This window comes from Pseudomonadota bacterium, from assembly GCA_026390555.1.
In the GTDB taxonomy this organism is placed as follows: domain Bacteria; phylum Bdellovibrionota_C; class UBA2361; order UBA2361; family OMII01; genus OMII01.
Genome location: JAPLFS010000037.1, coordinates 1 through 24033, shown reverse-complemented (window position 1 = coordinate 24033; position 24033 = coordinate 1). Strand labels below are relative to the sequence as shown.

The 24033-nt window shown below is 50.6% G+C and carries 17 protein-coding genes; 5 read left to right on the top strand and 12 right to left on the bottom strand.

The genetic code is table 11. The features are described 5' to 3' along the window. Positions 1-223: 223 nt before the first annotated feature. Together NTV65_05645 and NTV65_05640 are read left to right on the top strand one after the other, a co-directional pair. Entirely contained in the window at positions 224-1903 is a 1680-nt protein-coding gene (locus tag NTV65_05645) for a TldD/PmbA family protein (GenBank protein ID MCX6114685.1), read from the top strand. A 96-nt stretch (positions 1904-1999) separates the two neighbouring features. Further along, positions 2000-2836 (top strand): hypothetical protein, encoded by an 837-nt coding sequence (locus NTV65_05640; protein ID MCX6114684.1) that lies wholly within the window; start codon positions 2000-2002, stop codon positions 2834-2836. On the opposite strand, the gene NTV65_05635 is transcribed toward NTV65_05640, so the two are convergent. The 4 genes from NTV65_05635 to NTV65_05620 form a co-directional block, all read right to left on the bottom strand. Next, positions 2833-3912 carry an SGNH/GDSL hydrolase family protein gene (locus NTV65_05635; GenBank protein ID MCX6114683.1) on the bottom strand — a complete coding sequence of 360 codons (1080 nt, stop codon included), beginning with the start codon at positions 3910-3912 and terminating at the stop codon, positions 2833-2835. The genes NTV65_05640 and NTV65_05635 overlap by 4 nt on opposite strands. A 56-nt stretch (positions 3913-3968) precedes the next feature. Continuing rightward, entirely contained in the window at positions 3969-5708 is a 1740-nt protein-coding gene (gene recJ, locus NTV65_05630) for a single-stranded-DNA-specific exonuclease RecJ (protein ID MCX6114682.1), read from the bottom strand. Positions 5709-6052: 344 nt separating this feature from the next. Beyond that, on the bottom strand, positions 6053-6529 hold the full coding sequence (locus NTV65_05625) for an NUDIX domain-containing protein (protein ID MCX6114681.1): 477 nt from the start codon (positions 6527-6529) through the stop codon (positions 6053-6055). A gap of 45 nt (positions 6530-6574) precedes the next feature. Beyond that, positions 6575-8137, bottom strand: coding sequence for an ATPase, T2SS/T4P/T4SS family (locus NTV65_05620; protein MCX6114680.1), 1563 nt, complete (start codon positions 8135-8137; stop codon positions 6575-6577). A 295-nt stretch (positions 8138-8432) separates the two neighbouring features. Between NTV65_05620 and NTV65_05615 the strand changes: the two genes are divergently transcribed. Next, positions 8433-9440 carry a PDDEXK nuclease domain-containing protein gene (locus NTV65_05615; GenBank protein ID MCX6114679.1) on the top strand — a complete coding sequence of 336 codons (1008 nt, stop codon included), beginning with the start codon at positions 8433-8435 and terminating at the stop codon, positions 9438-9440. 791 nt (positions 9441-10231) lie between these two features. After that, positions 10232-10654, top strand: a complete 423-nt coding sequence (locus tag NTV65_05610; GenBank protein MCX6114678.1) for a hypothetical protein — start codon at positions 10232-10234, stop codon at positions 10652-10654. A gap of 7 nt (positions 10655-10661) precedes the next feature. On the opposite strand, the gene NTV65_05605 is transcribed toward NTV65_05610, so the two are convergent. From NTV65_05605 to can, 4 genes are all read right to left on the bottom strand, one after another. Continuing rightward, on the bottom strand, positions 10662-11690 hold the full coding sequence (locus tag NTV65_05605) for a peptidoglycan -binding protein (GenBank protein MCX6114677.1): 1029 nt from the start codon (positions 11688-11690) through the stop codon (positions 10662-10664). 1 nt (position 11691) lies between these two features. Then, positions 11692-12825: a flagellar motor protein MotA gene (locus NTV65_05600; GenBank protein ID MCX6114676.1), complete on the bottom strand. Its 1134-nt coding sequence runs from the start codon at positions 12823-12825 to the stop codon at positions 11692-11694. 221 nt (positions 12826-13046) lie between these two features. Beyond that, the gene (locus NTV65_05595; GenBank protein ID MCX6114675.1) at positions 13047-15662 is read right to left on the bottom strand and encodes a hypothetical protein; all 2616 of its coding nucleotides are present in this window, start codon (positions 15660-15662) and stop codon (positions 13047-13049) included. 283 nt (positions 15663-15945) lie between these two features. Then, positions 15946-16578, bottom strand: coding sequence for a carbonate dehydratase (gene can, locus NTV65_05590; GenBank protein ID MCX6114674.1), 633 nt, complete (start codon positions 16576-16578; stop codon positions 15946-15948). A 225-nt stretch (positions 16579-16803) separates the two neighbouring features. Between can and NTV65_05585 the strand changes: the two genes are divergently transcribed. Further along, a complete protein-coding gene (locus NTV65_05585; protein ID MCX6114673.1) occupies positions 16804-20550 on the top strand; it encodes an ABC transporter transmembrane domain-containing protein in 3747 nt (1248 codons plus the stop codon). A 113-nt stretch (positions 20551-20663) separates the two neighbouring features. On the opposite strand, the gene NTV65_05580 is transcribed toward NTV65_05585, so the two are convergent. The 4 genes from NTV65_05580 to NTV65_05565 form a co-directional block, all read right to left on the bottom strand. Beyond that, positions 20664-21077 (bottom strand): F0F1 ATP synthase subunit epsilon, encoded by a 414-nt coding sequence (locus NTV65_05580; protein MCX6114672.1) that lies wholly within the window; start codon positions 21075-21077, stop codon positions 20664-20666. 20 nt (positions 21078-21097) lie between these two features. Continuing rightward, entirely contained in the window at positions 21098-22540 is a 1443-nt protein-coding gene (gene atpD / locus NTV65_05575) for a F0F1 ATP synthase subunit beta (GenBank protein MCX6114671.1), read from the bottom strand. A gap of 14 nt (positions 22541-22554) precedes the next feature. Then, positions 22555-23442 (bottom strand): ATP synthase F1 subunit gamma, encoded by an 888-nt coding sequence (gene atpG, locus NTV65_05570; GenBank protein ID MCX6114670.1) that lies wholly within the window; start codon positions 23440-23442, stop codon positions 22555-22557. Positions 23443-23462: 20 nt separating this feature from the next. Then, positions 23463-24033: F0F1 ATP synthase subunit alpha (locus NTV65_05565; protein ID MCX6114669.1), on the bottom strand; the 571-nt coding region annotated here is incomplete at its 5' end.

Below are 24033 nucleotides of genomic sequence, written 5' to 3'. Positions count from 1 at the left end.
CAGGCACTTACAGGCTAGTCTCTATATGACTTCAAGCTCTGTAAAAAAGCTAACGTTCTAATTACATTAGCATCCTGTAACTAGCTGATTACAGGCCTGCAAAAAAATTAAAAAAATACCTACTTCTAAGTGCCATTAGATAGCCCAAGCATCCTAAAATACACAACATTTTGGTGATTAATTGAATTTGAGAATTACCCCAGAACTGCTTTAATCTATAGATATGCTCACTCGCTCGACCGTTGATAAATTGATCCCGATACTACGCAGGGATGCTCGGCGCGCGCTCTCTATGAGTGTGGCTGGTTTTCCTGCGCCCTACTACTGCTCCTTCCTCTTAAAAGACATCGACTCCTTTAATACCTGGGCGAGTAGCGGCTCTACCTGCCGCTCTCAAACGGATCGTACGAGAACCGTGTACTGCGATCTCCGTGTTGGCTCATACGACTACGACCAGGTTACAGAGGGGGGGACAAGGGAGCTGGACGAGGACCTTGAGTCTAGCTCGCACTGCTCCGTTCCGATCGATGACAAGGATTACGACGGCCTGCGCATCACCCTCTGGAAGCTCCTTGAGAGTAAGTTTAGAGAGGCGCTAACGGATTACAACCACAAGGAAGCGAGCCGCATCTCAACCCTCGACCCCAATAATGGCCTGCGCTCCTTTACCCGCGCCAATCGTGCCTCATACAAGCACCACGCTAGGCGTGGTAATGTCGACTGCAACAAGTGGAGTAGGTTCTGTAAGCGCGCCTCGCTCTGGATGTCATTTCTGCCCCGTCTTTCAGGTAGCTGGGTAGAGTTCGATATGTCGCAGGAGACCAGGATCTTTGTAAGCACCGAAGGAAGCCTCTTCGTTCAGAACTCTCAGGTATTCTCCCTAAGCGCTAACTTTCATAAGTTAACCAAGGAGGGCTCGCGACTAGAGCAGGAGCTAGTGATTAACGTTGGCTCCGAAGATGAGCTTCCAGATCTCGCCACATTTAAAAAGCTGGCTACGCAGAAATATGATCAGCTGATGCGCATCTCTCGCGCAAAAAAAATCCACGCATTTTCCGGTCCGGTGCTGCTCTATCCCGGACCTGCTGGCCTACTCTTTCACGAAGCGGTCGGGCACCGACTCGAGGGTAGCCGACTCCTTTCACCCGGTGAGGGACAGACCTTCAAGGGCCAAGAGGGCAAGCAGATCTTTAAACTTCCGATTACTATCCGCGATAATCCAAACTTGAAGGAGCATAACGGAGGTCGGTGCATCGGATCATACGCCTACGATGATGAGGGCACACGCGCGCAGGATACCGTGCTGATTGAAGATGGCGTTCTCAAGAGCTTCCTCTCAACACGCGCCGCTCTCAATAAAGGTCGCTACCATTCGAATGGGCACGCCCGTACCAACAGACATCAACGACCGATCAGCCGTATGGCGGTAACAATTGTGGAGGCCAAGAACGGTGTGCCACTTGATCGACTCAAAGAGAAACTAATTTACGAGATTAAGCGCCAGAAGAAACCGTTCGGTATGATCGTCTACGAAACTAATGGTGGAGAGACCGATACAACGAACTATGACTTTCAAGCCTTCTCAGGTGATATCGCCTACGCCACATTAATCTACCCCAACGGTCGTGAGGTCTGCGTACGGGGGGTAAACTTCGTCGGAACTCCGTTGCAATCGCTCAGCAACATAATAGCGGTTGGCGATAGCTCTGAGCTGGATAACGGCTTCTGTGGGGCCGAATCAGGCCTGATCCCAATTAGCACCATTAGCCCACCTGTACTGGTCAGCACCCTTGAGCTACAGGGCAAGGATGAAGAGCTCGTGACCCCTAGCATCCTGCAACGTCCAAAGACTCTAAAACGCAAGCGCAAGCCGAAACAACTTAGGCGTAAGCGCTCCTCTTAGCCGCCAGCAAAACAACATCTCACCTTTAAGTAATATTCTGTGAAACGCTTTGCGAGCTCCCTACATCCTAACTTACGGATGTCTTAGAGGATGTGTATGTCTCAGAGTGAAAATCAACCCCGCGTTACTCGTCGCACCGTTACCCTTGACCACGATAAGGTCGTAAAGGAGGTTGCTACGGGCTCTGATGTGCGAATTATTCGAACACAGAAAGAACAGAAAGAACAGAGTGAGATCCAATACCAGGATCCATTTTTGGGAACAATTCAAACACACTCAGTTGCCCCAACCCCTATCATACCCCCCACCCTTTTGCCTCCCTCAACGGGAGTACTCCGCGAGCTAAGCACCGTACTAGTTATTAACGCTAGTCAGAGCCTGGCGCAGGAGATCACAGTCGAGCTATCTCGAACTCTTCCTGGTGCGACGATCCTCTTCGCTCCAACTTTGCACCTTGCGCTCTGGATCTTACAGAGACGAAGCATCGATATTATCCTCTCAAGTTCAGCTCTTCCTGATGGTCCACTTGCAGAGTTACATGATTTTCTTGAACTAATGTCCCCACCCCCTGAGCTAGTTGTACTAAGCGACCTGACAACAACTCGCTCAGAGATAGGCTCACATCCAGGCTACCGCTTCGTTGAGCTACGACGCATCTCAAGCCGCCAACAACAGCATCAGCATGCGGCTCAACTACACCTCCTAAAACCAGCGGCGCACGAAAGGATCTCTGATCTCGGCGCCGATATCAGAAACGATCTTAACAATCCGTTACAGGAGATAGTTGCGATGGCCTTCGTTGCACACGCAAGTCAGGGGCTCTCTCCATCTGCAGAGCATGCGCTCTCTGCCATTCAGCGCGCCGCTGCTAATATGGCGCGCGTTGTAAACAAGCTCGAGGATAAGATCCGCTCGGTGGTTTCTGTGCGCTAATTATCAGTATGATCACTTGTCTGTGCTACAGCATGCGCCGCCCGTGACCAGACCGCCGCTCCAGGGCTAGATTTGCTCCGAAGACCCTTACGTTGACGAAAGATGCGGCTTGGCAAAACGGTCTCCGGTAGATAACGCCTATCTGCAAGTACCGCTAATAGCCGCTCGGCTGCAATACGGTGCGCGATCTCATTTGGATGATTATCAATCCCGGGAATTACCTGTAGCCTTTCGGGTGGAATGTTCTTATAGGCCATTAAGAGGTCGACCTCAGTAATGGCGTGCGCTGCTAAGCTCTTTTGAATAACGGTATGGACCTCATGAAATGGATAGTTGTTATTCACCGGAAAATCAAAGAGAGGAAATACCATTGCAAGAATGGGCACCTGCGCCCCTTTAGCTAAAATTGCAATCCTAGAAAGTGCGGTATCAAATTGCTGCAGGGTCTGGGGGTTTTTAAAGAGCTGATTGTAGTATTCAATATGGCGCCCAACGGTTTGATAGTTATGTAACCGCTGTGCCACAAAACCAAGCGATCGCCAGATCGTAAAGATCCTCCACTTCATCCAGGGAGCGTCAAAAAGCTCCGCGCGCTTAGCCTTTGTAAGTGGCAGAGTTTCAGCATCATTGAGGGTTATCTCTAGCACTAGAAGATCCGGCTGCTCCTTGAGCGCTTCGCGCACAAGCTCAACCTCAACCTCTGTTGATACCCCACATACGCCACGATTTATAACTTCAACCCTTGGCGCTGCAGGATTGAGGTTTAACATCTGCTCAAGTTTTTTGGGGAATGTATCATTAAGCTGCAGATGTGGGCCGAAGGTAAAGGAGTCTCCAACAACAAGGATCCGAAAGGTGCCCGGCTCCTTAGGATGTGGAGAGCGATCCTGTAGCGTCCTGGAATCTGATGGAATGAAATATGCGTACGGCCTATCGCTCCACCGTTTTGGCTTTAGCCCTGGCGCAAGCACCCGAAACGCCACCTCAAGCATCAGAGCGCTTATGACTAAGCCAAAGAGCGCCAGAAATAGCTTGGTCTTAAACGATAGCCGGGCTGGTTGAGTTGTGTAATCCATATAATCAGTGGAAGTTTAGTGTAGCCCTGCATAACAGCGCAAGCTATCCATCCGAGCTATCCCTCCGAACTCTCCACCGCCTGAATATTGGCCTGTAGCTCGGTCGTTCCGTTAAAGCTACTGACCTCTGGGCGGCAAACGATATCGACCTGCCCGTTCAGTCGCAGTGCAGGGTGCGAGCTTTGCCGCCACATCACGCCTGAGATAAAACGGTGTCCATCGCTCAACAACACCTTAAGGTGCGCCTCCTTAAGAACCCGAACCTCTACAACTCGTAGCTTTTTTAATAGAATTAGGGGCGCCGGATTTCCCATCCCAAATGGTGCTAACTTCGAGAGCTCGTGAACCAACCCTATAGATATCTCCGGTAAAGTGCTCTCCGTATCGGCATCCACGAATGGAACGACCTCAATCCCAGCGAGACGCTCCTTGCATTCAGCAACGAAGGCCCGTTTAAACTCCTCAATCTTCTCCTCAGCCACGGAAAACCCACCAGCTCCATCGTGCCCACCAAACTTGAGCAGGTGCTCACCTACCGCCGCAAGGGCTGCGATAACGCTAAAACCCTTAATACCACGCACAGATCCCTTATAGACGCCGGGGATGTCCATCCCCATAACCACCGCGGGGCGATAGAAATGCTCTACCAGCCGTTGCGCTACAATACCGATTACGCCGGTGTGAAACTCAGGACTCCAGACAACCAGCCCCCAACCTAGCTCGCCGCTCTTTTCAACCTGCGCTATCGCCGCCTGCTTAACGATGCCCTCGACCTCCTGTCGCTCTATGTTTAGATCATTAAGCTGCCGAGCTAATTTGTCGGCCCTGGCTGAATCCTTAGTGGTCAGGAGCTCTATGACCAACTCACCGTGCACGATACGACCAGCAGCATTAAGTCGCGGGCCGATACCGAACGAAACATCGCTACATCCAACGTTACCCTTAATGCCGATAACGTTCCTGAGCGCTCGTAGCCCCGGGCGCTTCGTTTCTGAGAGTAGCTCTAAGCCACGCTTAGCAATTACGCGATTAACCCCAATTAAAGGCACCATATCGCAGATCGTGCCAAGGCAGGCCAGATCAAGAAAGCTCTTTGCATCTATGGCATCACTCTTTAGCTCATTTTTAAGTCCTAGTACGAGATACCACGCCAGCCCGGCCGCACACGCGATGCCCTTAGCAAATCCACACCCCTCTTGGTGCGGATTGATAAAAACATCCGCCGGTGGTGGCTCTGCGCTGATATGGTGATGATCGACCACTATAGTTTTGAGTCCAAGCTCGCGCGCAACCGTAAGCTCGTTAACGTTCGTTGTTCCAAAATCGATCGTTAGTAGCAATCCGAACCCGCGCTGTGCTATCTTGCGCACGGTATTTTCATTAAGCCCATAACCATCGACGAATCTGTTCGGAACAAAGACCTCCGAGCGAATTCCGACTGTGTTAAAAAAGTCGTGAACTACAGAGCCGCCTGATAGTCCATCAACATCGAAGTCGCAACAGATTGCGATCGTAATTCCCTGTGCATGACACTCAGCGATAAGCTTTGAGGCTAGATCGAGGTTCTTAAGGCAGGCTGGATCGGGAAGTCCGTTACGCAGGGTTGGCGAGATGTAATTGGCGAGCTCCTCTCCGGGCGAGAATCCGCGCGCCGCAAGCACCCGCGCTACAACCGAACTGGTGCCCATCTCGCGTGAGATCGCCTCAGCTACAACGAGATCCTGCGGCCTAAGCCGGATCTTTTTAAGTACGCGGGCGGTTGTTCCAGATTCGTTTTTAAATGCAGGGATAGCCATATATAAAGCCTCGTAACTGGTCACCGTAGTTTAACGTCGAGATTCAAGCTACTCAGATTACGGCGAAGTTTTATAGATAATTCGATTGTTCGTCCCCTGATCGGGGACGACAGATTTTGTGACCAGTTAATGTTTTCACCCCCGATTTGCTCCGCAAATCGGCCCCTTAGGGGCTATTGAGTGTCATTACCGTATGCGAATATTTCTGGAATATGCCGACTAGTTACAAAGCCTCTATCTATACCACACTACCCCAGTATCATGCTGGTAATAAAGGGGCTTACGTGCAGGCTTGCTTTAGCTTTAGGTTACTTAAAGCTAAAGCTTAAGATGCCGTAGCTAACCTAATGTTTCCCCTTAAATAGCAGAAACTCCTTCAGAGCCGCCTCATACCCAACAAGACGGCGTGCGTCGGCTAGTCGACGCACCGTAGTAACGGAGGCCCACCTCCAGCTACGAAACTCAGCCTCTCCGAACAGCTCTAGATCGATCTCGCTATCAATCCCCTTAAACTCGACAAGCCAAAAGGTCTGCGCCTGTCCCCGCCACTTACCACGCGCATAGAGTGGAATCTCGCTCCAGTCGTATTCATGGGTAGCTTTAAGTTTTTTTATGGCTCCCAGCGCGGTTTTTTTAATACCTAGCTCCTCACTAAGCTCACGCACTACGTTCGCTCTCAAAGAATACTGCGGCTCAGCACCCCCTTGAGGGAACTGCCAGTGGCCCTTTCTGTTACAACGCTCGCCTAAAAAGAGCTGCCCCTTTTTGTTATAGAGCAACATGCAGACGTTCGGACGTAGGGGGAGTTTTTTCTTTGGCATCAAGGGCTAGAATATGGATGAAGTGGCTTTCCATCAAGGGGGTCTTTAAAGTTCCAGCATCTCAAGATCAATAAAGTTCTGAAACTGCTCCGCTGAGATCTCACCACAAGAGATCAGGTGCTCAAGCGATTCGGTCCAGGGAATAAAGGCCCCCTTTGGTATATGATCTAACAGCTCCCGCACTGAACGATAACGGATTGCGGCATCCTTTGCGCCCTGCGTTTGAAGATCTAAGAGCTCTGTTACAACAACCCTCCCTGAAAATCCTGAATTGTTACAGGCTGCGCACCCAAGCGGTGAAAACACTGTGCAACCAAAAAGTGTGCTGGAGCCCGGGTCTTGAATCTTACACCGCACACACAACTTAGCTATTAAACGCTGCGTCAGAATAAGCGATACCGTTGAAACGCTCCGTTCGTGCGGAATACCGAGCGCCGCTAGGCGTTCGAGCGCCAGGAGCGCAGAGCCAACGTGCAGCGATGATAAGGTCAGATGCCCCGTTGATGCGACCTCAAGCCCGATACGGGCAGAAGCTGAGTCTCGCATCTCACCTATCAGTAGAACATCGGGATCGTGCCGCAAGACGGAGCGGATTGCGCGGGGATAATCGAGCCCCTGCGCTTCGTTGACCTGCACCTGTACCATATTGGCCAAAGGAGCCTCTACAGGGTCCTCGACGGTTACTACGTTTAACCCGCGCCGTTCGAGCTCTACTATAGCGGCGTACATGGTCGTTGTCTTACCACTACCAGTTGGGCCCGTAAGCAGGATAATCCCGTGCGTTTTGTCGAGCGCTTTGCGCAATACAGCAAGGGTAGTAGCTCCTAATCCTAAAGTAGAGATGCGCGGAGTAGTGTGCGTATGTAGGAAGCGGATAACTGCGCTCTCGCCTTGCACAGCAGGTAATGTGCTAATACGTGCCGAACGCTCTGACCCTCCAACCAGAAATGCAATCGCGCCGTCCTGTGGCAACCTTTTGCACGCTACATCAAGTCCAGCTAAGACTTTAAGCCGATTCATTACCTGCTCATGCAGCGCCTGCGGATAGGGCTTACTATCCTGGCTCAGAAGCTCTCCATCTATCCTAATCTTTACAACTGCTCCGTGCGCTACGGGGCAGAGATGCAGATCGGAAGCCCCCCTCACTGCGCCAAATTCAAGGAGTGCGGTAAGAAACTTGGCCGCATCCCCCTGTGGCTCCGGGTGTTGTATAACGGTGCTGCTCCTACCTTTCTGGCGCTCACGACCAACCGTTAGCTTCTCAAGATAGCTCGCAAGCCGTTGATCTGAGCCGAGGTACGCTCGCACGATAGCCTCTTCGAGTAACTCAGCGGGAACTACCGTAACGGTAACATCCATTCCACAAGCAAAGCGCATACGTTGGCGGAGATCCTCGCTATCAGATAAACAGGCGCAGTGAAGCGTAAGGGTATGCGCCCCGCGCATAACGCCTAGAGGTAGGGTCTTTATGGCGCTGGCCTGCTCGAAGGTCAAAAAGGAGCGCGCCTCATCAGATGAACAGAGCACCAGATCGCCTGCATGGTAGCTAACCTTTCCTACGGAGGGCGCACTACTCTGCTGTAACGGGCTAGTATCTGAGAAACTCATACAGCTCTATCGGGCAAAGGGCGCAGGAGTTGTGGTGAAGATGCCGCGCAGAGATGAGAGAGCCTACGCAACTTTATTAGTTTAGCTTCGAACACCGCTTTATCATTTACGGTAATTATTCACCCGGTCAGATCCGTGCGCGTTAGCCCATATTACAGGGCTAGTTTGTGGCGAGGGATAAGCGCAGGTTGCAATGAAGAAAAAAAAGTCGCTCAGAAGGATAAAGACTCGGTTGCCGGAGAGTTCGCGAATTCTCAAGGCATCTCAAGAGCAAGCTTTTTCAGAAGTAGCTGCTATGATTGCAGCTGCGAAGCAGCAGGCGTTTCAGGCGGTTAATAAAACACTAATCAGTCTTTATTGGAACGTTGGTAAATACCTTCGCCAAAAACTGGAATCGGCAGAATGGGGTGATGGTGTTGTCGATAAATTGGCTAAACATCTTGCAAAAGTTCAGCCAGGCATTAGAGGCTTTACGCGGCGAAATCTGTTTCGGATGAGGCTATTTTTCGATACCTACAAGGACGATAAGAAAATGTCACCACTGGTGTCACAATTGTCGTGGACTCACAACTTGATCATACTTTCACAGAGCAAACGACCAGAAGAACGCGAATTTTATCTACGGATGGCGATCCGTGAAAAATGGGGTAAGCGCGAACTAGAAAGGCAATTTCGTGGAGCCTTATTCGAGCGGGCCGTCCTCAGTCCTCCAAAAGTGTCACCAGTGGTGACACAATTGCATCCGACTGCGACGGAGGTCTTAAAAGACTCGTATTTACTGGAATTTATTGATTTACCATCGACACACGCTGAATCTGACTTGCAGCATGAGCTGGTGCAAAAACTTCGAGATTTTCTGATTGAACTAGGACGAGACTTCTGCTTCATTGGCACCGAATTCCCGGTTCAAGTGGGAAACAGAGACTTCGCTATAGACCTCCTGTTTTTTCATCGTGGCTTAAACTGCTTGGTGGCGTTTGATTTAAAAGTTGGGCGTTTTGAGCCGGAGCATCTTGGCAAATTAAACTTTTATTTAGAAGCCCTAGATCGCGACGATAGAAAGTCGCACGAGCAACCTGCAATCGGCATTCTGCTATGTGCCAACAAGGATAAGGAAGTCGTCGAATATGCGCTTAGTCGGTCTTTGTCGCCGACGTTAATTGCCGAATACAAAACCAAACTACCTGATAAGAAGCTTCTGCAGGCAAAGTTACATGAGCTTTATGCTCAGACTGAAAAGAGTAGTGTAGATAAGCCAAATCGAAAGCCAAAGGCAAAGAAAAAAACGGAGCGGAAGACATGAAGGCCGAGCTTGAAAAGCTTCACGCTGAAAATGGGGCTCTTAAAGAAACGAGGAAAAGGGCCTGGCCATGAAAATTGGTGAAAAGCGCGGGCTTTCTGTTTATGGGATTGGACGCGTTCCGGTAACGCTATACAAAGAGCAGTGGGTAAGGCTTCGCAATGGCCGATGAGATTCATGCTTTCATTAAGGCGAATGATAACAAGCTAAAGAGCAAGGATACTTGGTTCCTCACCGATAAGTGTGAGTACATTAGATGGAAAACCCCTGCGCGGGAACGTGAACCGCTTCCCGTTACCTGCTCCCGCTCCGATACCGGTTAACCCTTAAAAACCAGCTTGGACAGCATGGCCGCCAAGCTGCTCAAAAGACTCGTAGGAGTTTTAGTAGCGCTTTTTGTCGGCAACGCCTGTTTTGCCTGCGCCTTCTGCAATATTTAATGAAATGGAAGTGGCGGCGCGACGCAACTGGTTGACAATATCGCTGTTTCCGTTCGGGAGGCGGCGAATAACACTAATAACCTCTTTCAGGAATTCAACCGACTCTTGATAGACTTAGAGCTTTTCATGACAAAACATATCTTCTATTAATCGGTTCTTTTCGAAATAAGTTTCCGCTATCGGAGCGGGAGCAGGTAACTGGAAGCGGTTCACGTTCCCGCGCAGGGGTTTTCCATCTAATGCACCTACACTTATTGGTAAGGGATGAGAAATCCTACACAACTTTCTTAGCGCACCTTCGAACACTACTTTGTAATACTTGCGACTATCTATCTCTTGCGGAGAAACAGTACTATGAAACCGGAACCTCAGAGCGATTACTGCGCATATCCAAACTTTTTCTCATCAGTTGTAACACCGGCCGTTGAGAAGCGCCTGCCTGAGCCTGGCTCCATTGCGGCCATAGCGCTCAACCATACCACAAAGGTTGGCCCGTTTTTTCAGAACGTTTCAAAAGATCTATGCGATGATGGAAAGATGGGCGCGGAGAGCGCTGGCAGCGCCCTTGGTTTTATTACCCGTTCTGCCACAACAACAGCCCTAATCGGTGGAACCGTCATGCTAGCTGGTATAGGGGCGGCCGTTGCTGGCTCCCCGTTAGTAGCGATCGGCCTAGGTATCGCCGGCTTAATTGCCCTACCTCCCGCAGCTGAATGGGCCGCTCGTGGGGTAGCTGGATTCTTCGGTGAGATACTAGCAGGTGTAAAGCGGGAGTAGCTTAAAGCTACTTCTGATCCAGCTTTACCTCGATACGACGATTCTTGGCGAAGGCCTCAGAGCTAGCGCCAGAATCAAGGGGTTGATACTCTCCGTAACCGATAGCGGCGAGTCGCTGCGGCGGAATACCGGCCTCACTCAGAAACTTAACCACGGATATAGCACGGGCTGATGAGAGCTCCCAGTTAGATGGAAACGCTGCGTTACTAATTGGAAGCTTATCGGTGTGCCCAACCACACTTAATACCCAATCAACATCCTTAGGTATTGCGCGTGACATCTCCTTAAGGGCCTCAGCGAACTTTAAGAGCTCCTGCTTGCCGGACTCCTCAAGGCTAGCAGCTGCGGACTGAAAGAATACCTCTGAGGAGAATACGAAACGGTCCCCAACGATCCTAATATCTGGACGGTTACTAAGCACCTTCTTTAATCTTCCGAAGAACTCTGAGCGATACTCAGCTAGCTCCTCGACCTTTTTAATATAGGCTTTATTGAGCTTCTTATTAAGCTCCTCGATATTGTGCTCCTTCTCCTTAACCTTAGTGCGGGTGGTATCGAGATCAATAGTCAGAATAGAGAGCTTGGCGTTAAGCTCCTCTACCTGCTTGCCGATCAGAGCCAACTGTACGGCGAGCTCGCCCTTAGCAAGTTCACTGGCATCCAGGCTATGCGCAAGCTTTTCGCGCTCGCTCTGAGTCTCATTAAAGGAGCGCTCCTTATCAAGCAGCGAGGTTCTAATCAACGCCATCTCGGCCGTGTTCCTCTTCATCTCGTCCTCAAGCTGCGCACTACGAGATTTAATGCCTGTTGAGGTATCTTTTTCAAGGCTAAGAGCGGCCGCAAGCTGCCGTAACTTCTCGCCTAGCTCGCCAAGCGCCAGATCCTTATTCACAACGGCGCTTGATAGGTAAAACTGCGCCGCAGCCATGATCATCAACACCAAGACGACCATCATAAGCATAGAGGAGAGTGCGTCCACAAACCCCGGCCAAACGTCAAAAGCTCTCCGTTTTGCTCTGCGTGCTAGGTAGCTCATCTTAGTTCACCTGTGTTGAGCTATCTTTCGTCGTATCGCTGGCAAGAAGGCGCGCAATAATACGAAGTTCATCGCGCAGCTCGCTGGTATGGTTCGAAGAGGATTGCGCCAATTGCAGAGCGATATCCCTAAGACTTAGATCAACGTTACGCACATGCTCCTCAACGTGCGCCGCATTGGATCTCTGCACCACATCTGTTAATTGCAGCAAAGCCGGAGTTGTTTCGTTTTGAAGCTGCGTTAACTTAGCAAGTAATACGTTATGCGACTTTAAATTATCGCTGAGCGCAAAAACCGTCTCAGACAATGCTCGTATGTTGCCCTGTTCAACGCTCTGCAGATCAAACTGCTGCCGCATAGTGCGCTGTAGCCGTTCAAGTTGTTCGGTAAGGGTTACAACAATCGCCTCCTGATAGCTAGCTGGAGGTGCTGTATGTGAGAACGTACTCTCTGAAATCGCGCTTCTTCGACCGAGCCACTCTTCAAGCTCACAGCAGAAAACATTCTGTGCGCGACCGGTCTGAAGATCAAGAAAGCCAAGAACAAGCGAGCTAGCTAGGCCAAATAACGACGCGCTAAAGGAGATCCCCATACCAACTAGGGGCTTCTGTAAGCCATCCTTAAAACGGTCGAATACTAATTTAAGATCTCCTTCACCAAGGCTTAAGCTACCTATCACACTTCCGATACCACCGACGGTCTGTAGCAGGCCCCAGAACGTTCCGAGCAGTCCCAACAGGATTAGCACGTTCATTAGGTAACGGGAGAGATCTCGACTCTCATCAACGCGGGTAAATACCCCATCAAGCATAGCGCGTAGCGATGTCGCTCCGATGTATGGCATCGAATCGTTTTTTTGCAGTACAGATGCGATCGGTACCAGCAAAAAAGGTGGCTCAGATGGCGCTCCTTGCGAGCCCTTAAAACCATGAATCCACTTTACCGAGCTATCGATCCTCCCAATCTGTCGGTAAGCTGCAACCATACCTAACAGCAGGGTAACTAGTATGCCCGTGTTAAAGATCGGATTTGAGCTAAAGGCTTGATAGATCCCGTTATGAACCAAGATGCAAAGCAGCAGCATTGCTACGGAAAATATGGTCATCGTCATTCGTGCGGCTTGAGGTCTGGTCATAAGGGCTTCCGTATAAAAATATGGCCTGCTGTAAACACCGCACAGCCTGGTTTTATTCCAAAAGTTCAGATGCTTGGAAAAGTGTTTTGGTTGCAAAAAAACGCTCCTAAAAAGAAGCTGGAAACAGGGTATTACTTGGCATAACTAGCAGGAAGCTTACTCTGGGGTAAGTGCTTACGTATCAGGCAATCTAACCAGTACAAACTTGTCGGTGATTGAAGCTATGCCGGCTTTCCTCTACCTCTAGTGGATGCTTTCTCTGGAGCTTGTATGGGCCGCACAAATGGAAAATCAAAGGAGAGTTTTAGTGAGCCCTCGTTTAGCTTTCCGAGGGATCCCCGACCCTTGATCCACTCCTGCTGAGATTTAAAATGGTCGCTTCCATCATGCTTAGGAACCCTTCCCTTTCGCAACTCCTGAATCATAACCATAAACGCCTCATGCGGCTCATTATAACAAACAAGGGCCGCAACGAACCACGGCGTATCATGCATAACTGCATTATATATCACCCTGATAGGCTGCCCATAATCAGGAAACAGTTTAAAAACATCGTCACAGGATACCTTATATTTATCTAGCATCCGATGGGCAAGTAGCGAGATTCGCGCTTCGAAATCAAGGGCTATCATCTGGGGAGATATCTCCCAGCTCGCAGCTTTCTGCATGTCTATGCTTTGCTGCTGTTTGACAGCTGCTCGCTCTTCTTGCTCCTGGCGCTCCTGCTGCGCATATTCATCAGCAGCATTTAATAGCTCTATACGGGTAACTCCACAAAGCGCCAGCGCAGCCAGTCGTAGCGCTCCAGAATTTGCTCCTGCTGGTTTAATCACGCCTGCTCGCATCTCTACCAGAGCAGCTACCGATGCATTTACAATGGGTGCAGGGTGCTCCTCGTTCCTACTTGGTTCTGTTTTACGTACGTGATCGACCAATGCGTGAAACCCCTGCACAACATCTCTCTTCGTTGCGCACAGTTTGCGCCACCGTACTATCGCTTCAACCATGTTGGGACTATCAGCACAACACTCAAAGAAGATCTTCTCAGGAGAGCCCGCCTTATAGCCGAACCCCTCTAGCAGAGCCTTTTTATGCTCCTTTGTTATCCTTCCCGTCTCACGCGCATGTTTAACCGCTCGTCTGTATACGATCTGAGACAGTCCGGAGCCCCGCAGAAATGTGCTTAGTAATCGTTCCTCGGTTGTAATCGTCGATTTTTTGGTTGAAACATCAGGGGATAGTTTCTGCGCCGCAATGCTCGTAAAGAGATGCCTGGTAAAAAGCGTGTGCCCGGATTTAGCTAACTTATCACCGTAAGCCCATAGCCACTCCGTTAGAAACTCTTGGCGCTGATTCAGGCTACTGAGCGGTTGTACCGTACGCAGCTCCCCTAGGCGCCGAACCTCTTGGACAATAGCGGCCTCAGATACCGCAGCCGATTTGCCCCACTCAAGCCTCTGAATATCCTCTTTAGAAAATGACAGATCTGCGTAGCCAACGCTCCATATCTCGCGCTCAATAGCTATGGGTGAGGTTATGGCACTTCCATTTCGTCTCAAGGATGCTGCTACCTCTGATCGCTTCTGCTCCAAGAGAGTGCTCAGCTCATTGTCACTGCGCGCTATCAGATGCGCCAGAACTCCGCTCGTTACAAGACTACTATATTCGCCGTATTTTAAAGCCCTAAAGACGGGGTGAACTGGCTTAAGGGGATAACTCTCACGCAATCCAAGGGCGTCTGCAAGTTGTGCATTAGAAAGCCCCCGCTCTTTTGCTATGGTTTGCAACCGATCCTCAAAGCTTTCCGGGCGATTTCTATACGCCGCCTGCCAGCGCTGCTTCGATTCTGCGAGATCTTCCTCAGTAAGGCTTCCAAGCTTACGAAGTGCGGCAAAAGCAGGGGCGATCTTTTTCCAGGGAACTAGATTAAAATGAGCCAAGGAGCACACAACGATCGACTGCAGCTTAAATTCAGTACCCCTACCGAGCGTTTCTACATCCACTTTAAGTCCGCTCGCACTAAGTAGAAGATGCAACTTCACTACCTCAATGGGCCTCCCACGCGCCTTTGAATCGCTTAACCAAGCGTTGCGTAATTCGATAACACTTGGATTACTCCAAAGTTTAGCTGAACATTGCGGCGTCCGCTCAGAGCTCGAGATAAAGCCTATCTTCTCGGCAAAGCCGAGTAGCTCCGAGAAGTCTGTCACCGAGAGGCTTTTACCTCTACTCCAAAAGGTCTTATACTGGAGTCCTGTAGCGGACTCAAAGCGTTCAGGGCCAACCTCATAGCGCCAGCGACAAAGCGTTCCATAGAGGGTATTTCCGTGCTTAGTCGTAAGAAGTTTGAGCAGCTCGTGCTTTGCCTCCCCTAGTGCCAAAGAGATTCCAGCATCCCCCCTTTCACCTGAGATCCTCTCCCACCCCTGCAAAATACGGTGTATAACCTCGGGATTATATTTGGCCCTGCCAAACTCCCGCTCATGCTCTAAACTCGCCAGGGTAGATTTTGTGAGATCTCGCATCTGCCTGGCATACTCCTGCGGCGAGAGGTGTAAAATTTCACACCGTACGCGTGCCATAATCCATGAGATCGGATTACTTTGGTTCCAAGCTCGCAGCAACCCCTGATTAAGCGCCTCATGGGTACGCTCATAACCAGAGAACTCCTCCCTTAGGATCTCACGAAGCCCACCCCAGAAACCGCTCTTTTGCGTTGTTCTTGCAGGGAGAACCAGCTCCGTCAGGCCGTCAGGTGAGTCTATCGGGGAATATACTTGATCGATCCCCTCTCCCCTCTTTTCTGGGGACATCTCTCTGAAAGCTTGAATACTCACTACCTATGCACCTGATTACAAAACTATACAGCCATCGGAGTAGGAGAGTAGTACAAAATTCTCATAACACAACTGCTTTTTTGAACTGTTACTATGAACAGAAAGGACCTCATAGCACCTAAAACCTGCTGCCTCTGCGGATCTGGATTGATTATTATTAACCCAATTTGTGAACTATTTACCCTAATATAAGCTTGTCGCTGGTTAAATGGATTCGATCTTACGAATGGATCGTTACTATAAGCGCGCCACTAGATAAATCGCAGCGATAGATTCCTATCTCTTACATAGCAGTACGATAAACCTGCCCGATATCATCTGGGCCCTCAACGCAGACATCTAAATTTTTAAGCAATCCATCGTTTAATCCGTAGATCCAACCATGCACCGCTAACGGATGCCCTGTCCTCCATGCTTGCTGCACTATGGTTGTCTGGCAGACGTTATGAACCTGTTCAATAACATTAAACTCGCACAACTTATTAACTCGCTCATCCTCGTCTGCAATTGCTATCAGCTCCTGCTGATGGTGGCTATAAACGTCCCTGATATGCCTTAACCAGTTGTCGATCAGCCCAAGCTCCGTATCGCGCATAGCAGTTCGTACTCCACCACACCCGTGATGGCCACAGACTATGATGTGCTCAACCTTCAGGATCTCTACTGCGTATTGAATTACGGAGAGGCAGTTAAAGTCGGTATGAACAACTAAGTTTGCAACGTTGCGATGAACAAAGAGCTCTCCCGGGGAGAGAGCTACGATCTCACTCGCTGGAACCCTGCTATCGGAGCATCCGATCCATAAATATTTAGGGGCCTGTAGCTTAGAAAGGTTCTTAAAAAAGTTTACATCTTGAGCCGTCTTACTAGCTGCCCAGTTCCTGTTGCTCTCAAAAAGCTTCTTTAACGTTCGCATCTGCTATGATCCTTAATCATAAATATGGAGGGGCTCTCACAAGGGCTCCATCTTACTTTATCAAGACCCATAAGTCACAATAATTGCAACTATTCACCCTAAAATGAGCGTCCCCGATCAGGGGACATCAAGAAAGAATGTTTCACCAGCAACAAGCTAATACTGGGGTGAATAGTTACCAACAATACCTCCCCCGACCGTTGGCAGACATGCTATAAACCATGAATGAGCCGATCTTACAGCATATTCTCGCGACTCTTTTTTTCTTGGGTCGGTCCCTTTATTGATCGCAACACTAAGACCCCGCTTGTAATAGAGACCCTGCTTGAGCTTCCTGCTGGCACAGCATCACGCCGAGATGCAGATCTGCTGTTAGCCGCACTAAAAGAGCAGCACGCCGGTCGCTTTGCCTTACATCTCGCCGTTGCACACTGTTTTAGGTGGCAGTTTCTGCAAATATTTGGCATCTCCATGCTGATGCTTGTGGCGGGGCTCGCCACTCCACTTATCCTAAAGGAGCTAATTACTGCTCTTGAGCATAGGGTTATAGTGGCTCCAGGCTGGCTGGCTAACTGCTCACATGCGCTGGGGATTCCCCTTGCCTCAATCTATCCGATCCTGTGCTCCCTTGGCCTATTCCTTGTTACCCTAATCTCACTCCTCTCGGTTCACCACCTCTTCTATACACAGATTATGCTCTCAGTACGGGCCCTACAGGCACTACGAACGATCATATATGAGAAGTCCTCGCGGCTGGCACGCAGCGAGCGCTCTGCGGCACCTAGCGGTTTTATTATAAATCTGGTCGGCACCGATGCTACGAAGGTGCAGTGGTTTCTGCAGTTCGTACACGCCACCTGGTATCATCCAATGCAGATAGTATGCGCGTTTTATCTGCTCTATAGATTTGTTGGTATCTGTGCGCTTTATGGAGCTAGTGCACTATTGCTCTTTATGCTTGCTGCTGCCGCAATTCTTAAGTACCAGACCGGCATCAAGCGCCGCATAATGAAGATCTCTGATCAGCGGGTGAGCTTGACCAATGAGGTCTTGACGCACATTAAGGCCGTAAAGTTTCAGGCCTGGGAACGCCAACTCTCTGCTCGTATCTCTGCTCTGCGCGCACAGGAGATAGAACTTCTTAAGCTCTCTAACCTACTCTCCTCTCTTGGCGGCCTCCTATCAAACCTGGCACCGACGATAGCGCTATTGATTACCCTCGGCTCCTACTCCTCACTTGGTGGAACATTAGATGCTTCGTTGGTGTTCCCTACCATGTCGCTATTTATGCTACTGCGCTTCGCCCTTAATACCCTGCCGGACACGGTCCTTAACCTACTAGAGGCCCTTATTGCGCTGGCACGTATGCGCTCTTTTTTAGCTCGTAAAGAGTTCACCAAGCGCCTAATAACAAAGGATGCCCGTACCGCTCTCCGGATACATAACGCTACCTTTGAGTGGGCGCCGGGGGAGGTGGCCATTAAGGTTCCTGAGTTGACGATTCAAAAGGGTGAGCTAATAGCGATAGTAGGGGGTGTAGGGAGCGGAAAGTCGGCAATGTGCTTAGGGCTACTAAATGAGATCGCGTGCGCGCAGGGAATAGTTGAGGTCGCAGGAACTCTCGGCTACGTAGCGCAGCAGCCCTGGATAGTGAGCGATTCAATCAGATCTAATATTGTGTGCGGGCTGCCCTTTAATGATCTTCTCTATCAACGAGCTTTACAGGCAAGCTGCCTCGGCCCTGACCTAAAGCTTCTTCCACATGGAGATTCCACCGAGATAGGCGAGCGCGGAATAAACCTTTCCGGGGGGCAGCGTCAACGGATTGCACTAGCTCGTGCCCTCTACGGAGTAGCTGATATCTATCTGCTCGATGATCCATTAAGCGCGCTTGATTCAGGGGTCGCGAATCAGGTCTTTGATCTCCTAATCTGTGGCGAGATGCTGGGCACAACACGCATCCTCGTTACGCATAGGATCGAATACGCACTGCGCGCGGACCGCATCGTTGTTATAGAAGAGGGCTGCATTGTTGAGTGTGGCTCACCAAAAGAGCTTCAGGTTGAAGGAACCCGCTTTCATAAGCTACTCTCATTTCATAGCGAGCTCACCAAGGAGGCTTCAAGCACCCTGCGTGAACATGGTACAAGCCATATAAGCGAGGAGCCTTCTTTCACGGAGGCGCCCGAGGAGCATAAGTATGAATCAGATGCGCCGTCTCGCTCAATTATTGAACAAGAGGAGCATCAGGTCGGAGCGGTCAATTGGGCGCTAGTACGGGAGTATCTGAGGCGTTTTGCTCCCGGTTTTGTCGCTCTTAGCGTGTTATCATTCGTCATTGGACGACACCTCGCATCGCTTGGAACCGACCTCTGGCTTGCTAAATTCTCAAATGAAGGGGTGTCCTCGCTTGCTCTTTTCCTGGGCGGCTATTGCGGCTTCGTGATCGTTTTTAGCTTGCTTCATTTTATGCGCACCTTTCTCTTTCTTCATCGAGGGCTTGTCGCCGGACGGGACTCACACGATCGCCTTATCTCTGGCATACTCGCAGCACCGCTCCGCTTTTTTGAGGCAACCCCAGTAGGGCGTATCCTTAACCGCTTTAGCCGTGATCTCGATACGATTGAGTCTCGACTTCCTCGATCGATCCTCGAGGCTATTCACTGCTTCCTTGATGTTTTGGTGGTAATCGGTATCCTAGTTGTGCTGCAGCCAATAGCCTTAGTGATTATTCTTCCCATCTTCTATGCCTATAACAAACTGCTACGACTCTTTCGCCCGAGCGCGCGTGAGGCGCAGCGACTCGATTCTATTTCAAATTCACCCATATTTGCGCTCGTATCTGAATCCCTAAACGGCATCGAAACTCTCCGTACTGGTTCCCTTGCCACGATCTTCCTGCACCGTTTTGCAGGATATCTCGATATAAACACCCGTGCAGCGCGCTCTATCACCGCAGCGAACCGATGGCTTGGTATTAGGCTTGAATTTCTGGCGGCCGTAGTCATCCTTGCTGCTGGTATCTCAGTATCACTACAGGTTAACTCAGGACTCTCTTCAGCTATCGCTGGGCTGCTTCTCACCTACGCTATCAGTATAACTACGAGCATGAACTGGTTTGTGCGCTCCCTCGCAGGGTTTGAAAGTAACCTGACATCGTTCGAACGGATTAATACCTACTCTCACACCCCCTCTGAAAGGGTGCAGGGAGATTTAGCGCCCCCTGGATGGCCTAGTAAAGGAGAGCTTCGGTTCGTTAACCTCTCGGTTAAATACCGGGAAGAGCTTCTACCTGCTCTCTCTAAAGTTACCTGCCATATACCGGGTGGACTGCGCGTAGGGATCGTAGGGCGCACCGGCTCTGGGAAAAGCACCCTAATACTCGCCCTAGCACGGCTGATTGAGCCAAGCGGCGGGCAGATAGAGATCGATGGAGTTAATCTCTCGACACTCTCGCTTGAGGCTTTGAGGAGCGCTATTACAGTTGTTCCACAAGAGCCGGTACTATTTTCCGGAACGCTGCGTGATGCGCTAGATCCATTTCAGAGAAGCTCTGAAGGCGCTATTATGGAGGCCCTTGCACGTGTTGAGCTTACGGGATTTATAGCTGAACTTTCAAAGGGGCTAGGAACTGAGGTTCACGAAAACGGGGCTAATTTTAGTAGTGGGCAACGGCAGCTTATCTGCCTTGCGCGCGCGCTACTACGAAATAGTAGGGTCATCATCCTCGATGAGGCGACAGCCAACATCGATCTAGAAACAGACTACGCCATCCAACGTACTATTCGGCGCGAGTTCTCTGGAGCAACGGTCCTAGTTGTGGCGCATCGGCTTGGGACAGTTCTCGATTCAGATCTTATGCTGGTCTTAGATGCTGGACGGCTTGGGGAGATCGGTGCACCCGCAGACCTGCTGACTAAGAGGGGCTCACTCTTAGCTGCTTTGGTTAATGAGATGCGGCAATGCTTATAGAAGGCGTTCGTGGCATCGCAACGCAACATATCGCTGCTTGGCGCAGTCCAATGGATTCCCCTTTACCTTGCTGGTCAACTTCACCGCAGGAGCTAATTCTTAAAGCTACGTAACTACTTAGCCGCTAGCTCTCGTATAGCCTCAATTCGCGCAACTCGGTGTGAAAGCAACTCCCACTCCGGGTCAAACTGGCTGAGAGATTTAAGCTGCGTTCTTAGTAGCTCAACATCATCTGAGAGCGGGCCCTTATCCAACGATGCTGGGAGATCGACGAAATCTGCCAGAAGGGTTAGTACGTTATTACTAAAGGTACAGATACCACCTGAGGCGATAAATCTCTGCGGCGCTGCATCCGTAGCATCAACGTACTGAGCTATGCCGGTCGAGATAAGACCTACGTATTCGCAGTGCTTAGCAAGAAACCCGAGCTCACCGGTCTCAGAGGGTACATTCACAGAACGCACCTCGGCCTCGACCTCAAGTCCCCGACCAGAAAATACCTTTAACTGAAACGTTCCCTCTGACATCCCCTACCCTTCTTTTGCCCTTATGCGGCCTGTGCAAACTCAGCAGCCAACTTCTCTGCCTTAGCGCGAACTGAATCAAGCGTACCAGCGTATAAGAATGCCTGCTCAGGCAGATCGTCCAACTTACCGTCGACCAGCTCGCCGAAGCCCTTAATGGTATCCTCAAGCTTGCAGTACACGCCCGGAACTCCGGTGAAGGCCTCTGCTACGTGGAACGGCTGGGAGAAGAATCGCTCGATCTTTCTAGCGCGTGCCACGGTGAGCTTATCCTCTTCAGACAACTCATCCATTCCGAGAATGGCGATAATATCCTGAAGATCCTTGTAGCGTTGTAAGGTCTGTTGAACCTTACGGGCTACGCGGTAGTGCTCCTCACCAACAACGCCCGGCTCAAGCGCCGTAGAGCCAGAGGTAAGTGGATCAACCGCTGGATAGATACCCTTCTCGGTGATGGAACGCTCAAGGGCGATCGTTGCATCGAGATGCGCGAAGGTCGTCGCCGGAGCTGGATCGGTGTAATCGTCCGCAGGTACGTATACAGCCTGAATCGAGGTGATTGAACCCTTCTTTGTGGAGGTAATACGCTCCTGCAGCTGCCCCATGTCGGTTGCCAAGGTTGGCTGATATCCTACCGCGCTCGGCATACGTCCAAGTAGCGACGATACCTCTGAACCTGCTTGCAGGAATCGGAAGATATTATCAACGAAGAGCAGAACGTCTCGGCCCTCCTCGTCACGGAAATACTCAGCGGCTGTAAGCGCCGAAAGTGCAACGCGGAAACGTGCCCCTGGTGGCTCGCTCATCTGACCGTACACAAGGCAGGCCTTATCGATAACGCCCGAGTCCTTCATCTCATGCCAGAGATCATTTCCCTCACGAGTACGCTCACCAACACCTGCAAACACAGAGAATCCTCCGTGCGCCTTAGCGATGTTGTTAATAAGCTCCATGATGATAACGGTCTTGCCCACTCCAGCACCGCCGAAAAGTCCGACCTTGCCACCCTTAAGGAACGGCGCAACCAGATCTACGACCTTAATGCCGGTCTCAAGAATTTGCTTCGATGTCGACTGATCCTCAAATGATGGCGTTGGACGATGAATCGGCCAGCGAGTATCTGTATCAATTGGACCGAGCTCATCGATTGGACGACCAGTTACGTCGATGATTCGACCAAGGGTCTTCTGCCCTACTGGAACCGATATCGGCGCGCCGGTATCGACAACCTCCTGACCACGCACAAGACCCTCAGAGGAGTCCATCGCGATGCAACGGACAACATTATCACCAAGATGCTGCGCAACTTCGAGCACCAGGTTGTTCTGCTGGTCATCGATATTGGGGTTTGTTGTAACGACAGCATTATAGATGTTTGGAATGCCGCCACCCTGCGGAAACTCAACGTCGATTACGGCGCCAAGAACCTGTAGAATTTTTCCCTTTCGTCCCATTGTCTCTTTCATATCATCTCCCATTCTTACTTGAGTGCCTCAGCTCCACCGACGATATCGAGCAGTTGGCTCGTAATACCTGTCTGGCGCAACTTGTTACGCGTTAGCGTGAGGCTGTGAATCAGATCTTTTGCATTCTTGGTGGCGCTATCCATGGCGGTCATGCGATTAGCATGCTCACTCGCCCGCGTATCAAACGAAGCCTGGCGTACAATGGCGCGCATAATACGGGGCACAACCGCATCAAAGACACGTTGCGGATTAGGCTCAAAGAGCGTTATGCCGGTGGCCACGCTAGCGCCTACCGTTGTGGTCGTTGCAAGCAGCTCCCGGTTGAGTGGCATTAACCTTTCAGCCGTCGGTATCGTCAACATAGCCGAACGAAAGCGGGTGTAAACAAGATGGAGCTCGTCGAATTCACCTTTTAAGAACTCAACCTCAAGGCGTTGACAGATCTCTTGCGTTGGCCAGTTATTAGGATCGTCTGACAAAACCTCGATCGCCTCGATATAACTCTTATTGGTGCGGCGGTAATACTCAGCGGGCTTCTTGCCGAGGATTACACTTGAAATCTCAACCCCTGGATACTTGGCTCGCAGCTCGCCGTAAAGCGCCTCTACCCGACGATTAGTGTTGGTATTAAACCCTCCGCACAGGCCACGACCAGCACCAAGAACAAATATACGCACACGCTTTACAGGGGTCCTAGCCTCAAGCAACGGGTGCGAGAACTCGCTTCCAGCCTGAAGCTGCGCCAAAACCCCGCGCAGTGCCTCCGTATAAGCGCGCGAGCGGACAACAGCATCCTGCGTCTTGCGTAATTTAGCCGCAGAGACGAGCTTCATCGCGTACGTGATCTTTTTTGTGTTGTTCACCGACTTTAGTCGTCGGCGAATCTCTTTAAGACCTGCCATGAGGTTTTATCCCTTATCCCCTAAGCTGCGTTTGCGTGCGCCTGTGCGTTTTTGGTCTTAGTAGCGGCACCGTGTGCGCCGTTGGACGACCCGTTAAGTGACGTTGCGGTACCAGCGATAAACTGTTCGACAAACGTGCTGATCGCTTTCTTAAGGCGCTCAGTAATATCCTTATCAAGCTCTGCCTTGCTGCGCAGATCGTTCATAAGATCCGTTTGATTTGAGAGCATGTAACGATGTAACGCCTCTTCAAATGGACGAATCTGCGCTATCTCTAGCTTGTCGGTATAACCATTTGATACAGCAAATATCGAGAGTACCTGCAGCTCAACCGGCATCGGCACGTTCTGTCCCTGCTTTAATATCTCAACTAAACGTGAGCCCTTTGCGAGCTGCGCACGGGTCGCTGGATCTAGGTCCGATCCGAACTGCGCGAAGGCCTGCTTCTCTCGGTACTGGGCCAGATCAAGACGTAGCGTTCCTGCCACCTTCTTCATCGACTTTACCTGTGCAGCTCCACCCACTCGCGACACCGAGAGACCAACGTTCACCGCCGGACGAACACCGGAGTTAAAGAGGTCGGCCTCAAGG

Excerpts from the sequence above, each read along its gene's own strand:
- NTV65_05605 (MCX6114677.1), bottom strand. The coding sequence starts at position 11,690 with ATGAGCTACCTAGCACGCAGAGCAAAACGGAGAGCTTTTGACGTTTGG.
- NTV65_05580 (MCX6114672.1), bottom strand. The coding sequence starts at position 21,077 with ATGTCAGAGGGAACGTTTCAGTTAAAGGTATTTTCTGGTCGGGGACTT.
- NTV65_05645 (MCX6114685.1), top strand. The coding sequence starts at position 224 with ATGCTCACTCGCTCGACCGTTGATAAATTGATCCCGATACTACGCAGG.
- NTV65_05620 (MCX6114680.1), bottom strand. The coding sequence starts at position 8,137 with ATGAGTTTCTCAGATACTAGCCCGTTACAGCAGAGTAGTGCGCCCTCC.
- NTV65_05635 (MCX6114683.1), bottom strand. The coding sequence starts at position 3,912 with ATGGATTACACAACTCAACCAGCCCGGCTATCGTTTAAGACCAAGCTA.
- atpG (MCX6114670.1), bottom strand. The coding sequence starts at position 23,442 with ATGGCAGGTCTTAAAGAGATTCGCCGACGACTAAAGTCGGTGAACAAC.
- recJ (MCX6114682.1), bottom strand. The coding sequence starts at position 5,708 with ATGGCTATCCCTGCATTTAAAAACGAATCTGGAACAACCGCCCGCGTA.
- can (MCX6114674.1), bottom strand. The coding sequence starts at position 16,578 with ATGCGAACGTTAAAGAAGCTTTTTGAGAGCAACAGGAACTGGGCAGCT.
- NTV65_05625 (MCX6114681.1), bottom strand. The coding sequence starts at position 6,529 with ATGCCAAAGAAAAAACTCCCCCTACGTCCGAACGTCTGCATGTTGCTC.
- NTV65_05615 (MCX6114679.1), top strand. The coding sequence starts at position 8,433 with ATGATTGCAGCTGCGAAGCAGCAGGCGTTTCAGGCGGTTAATAAAACA.
- NTV65_05610 (MCX6114678.1), top strand. The coding sequence starts at position 10,232 with ATGAAACCGGAACCTCAGAGCGATTACTGCGCATATCCAAACTTTTTC.
- NTV65_05600 (MCX6114676.1), bottom strand. The coding sequence starts at position 12,825 with ATGACCAGACCTCAAGCCGCACGAATGACGATGACCATATTTTCCGTA.
- NTV65_05585 (MCX6114673.1), top strand. The coding sequence starts at position 16,804 with ATGAGCCGATCTTACAGCATATTCTCGCGACTCTTTTTTTCTTGGGTC.
- atpD (MCX6114671.1), bottom strand. The coding sequence starts at position 22,540 with ATGAAAGAGACAATGGGACGAAAGGGAAAAATTCTACAGGTTCTTGGC.
- NTV65_05640 (MCX6114684.1), top strand. The coding sequence starts at position 2,000 with ATGTCTCAGAGTGAAAATCAACCCCGCGTTACTCGTCGCACCGTTACC.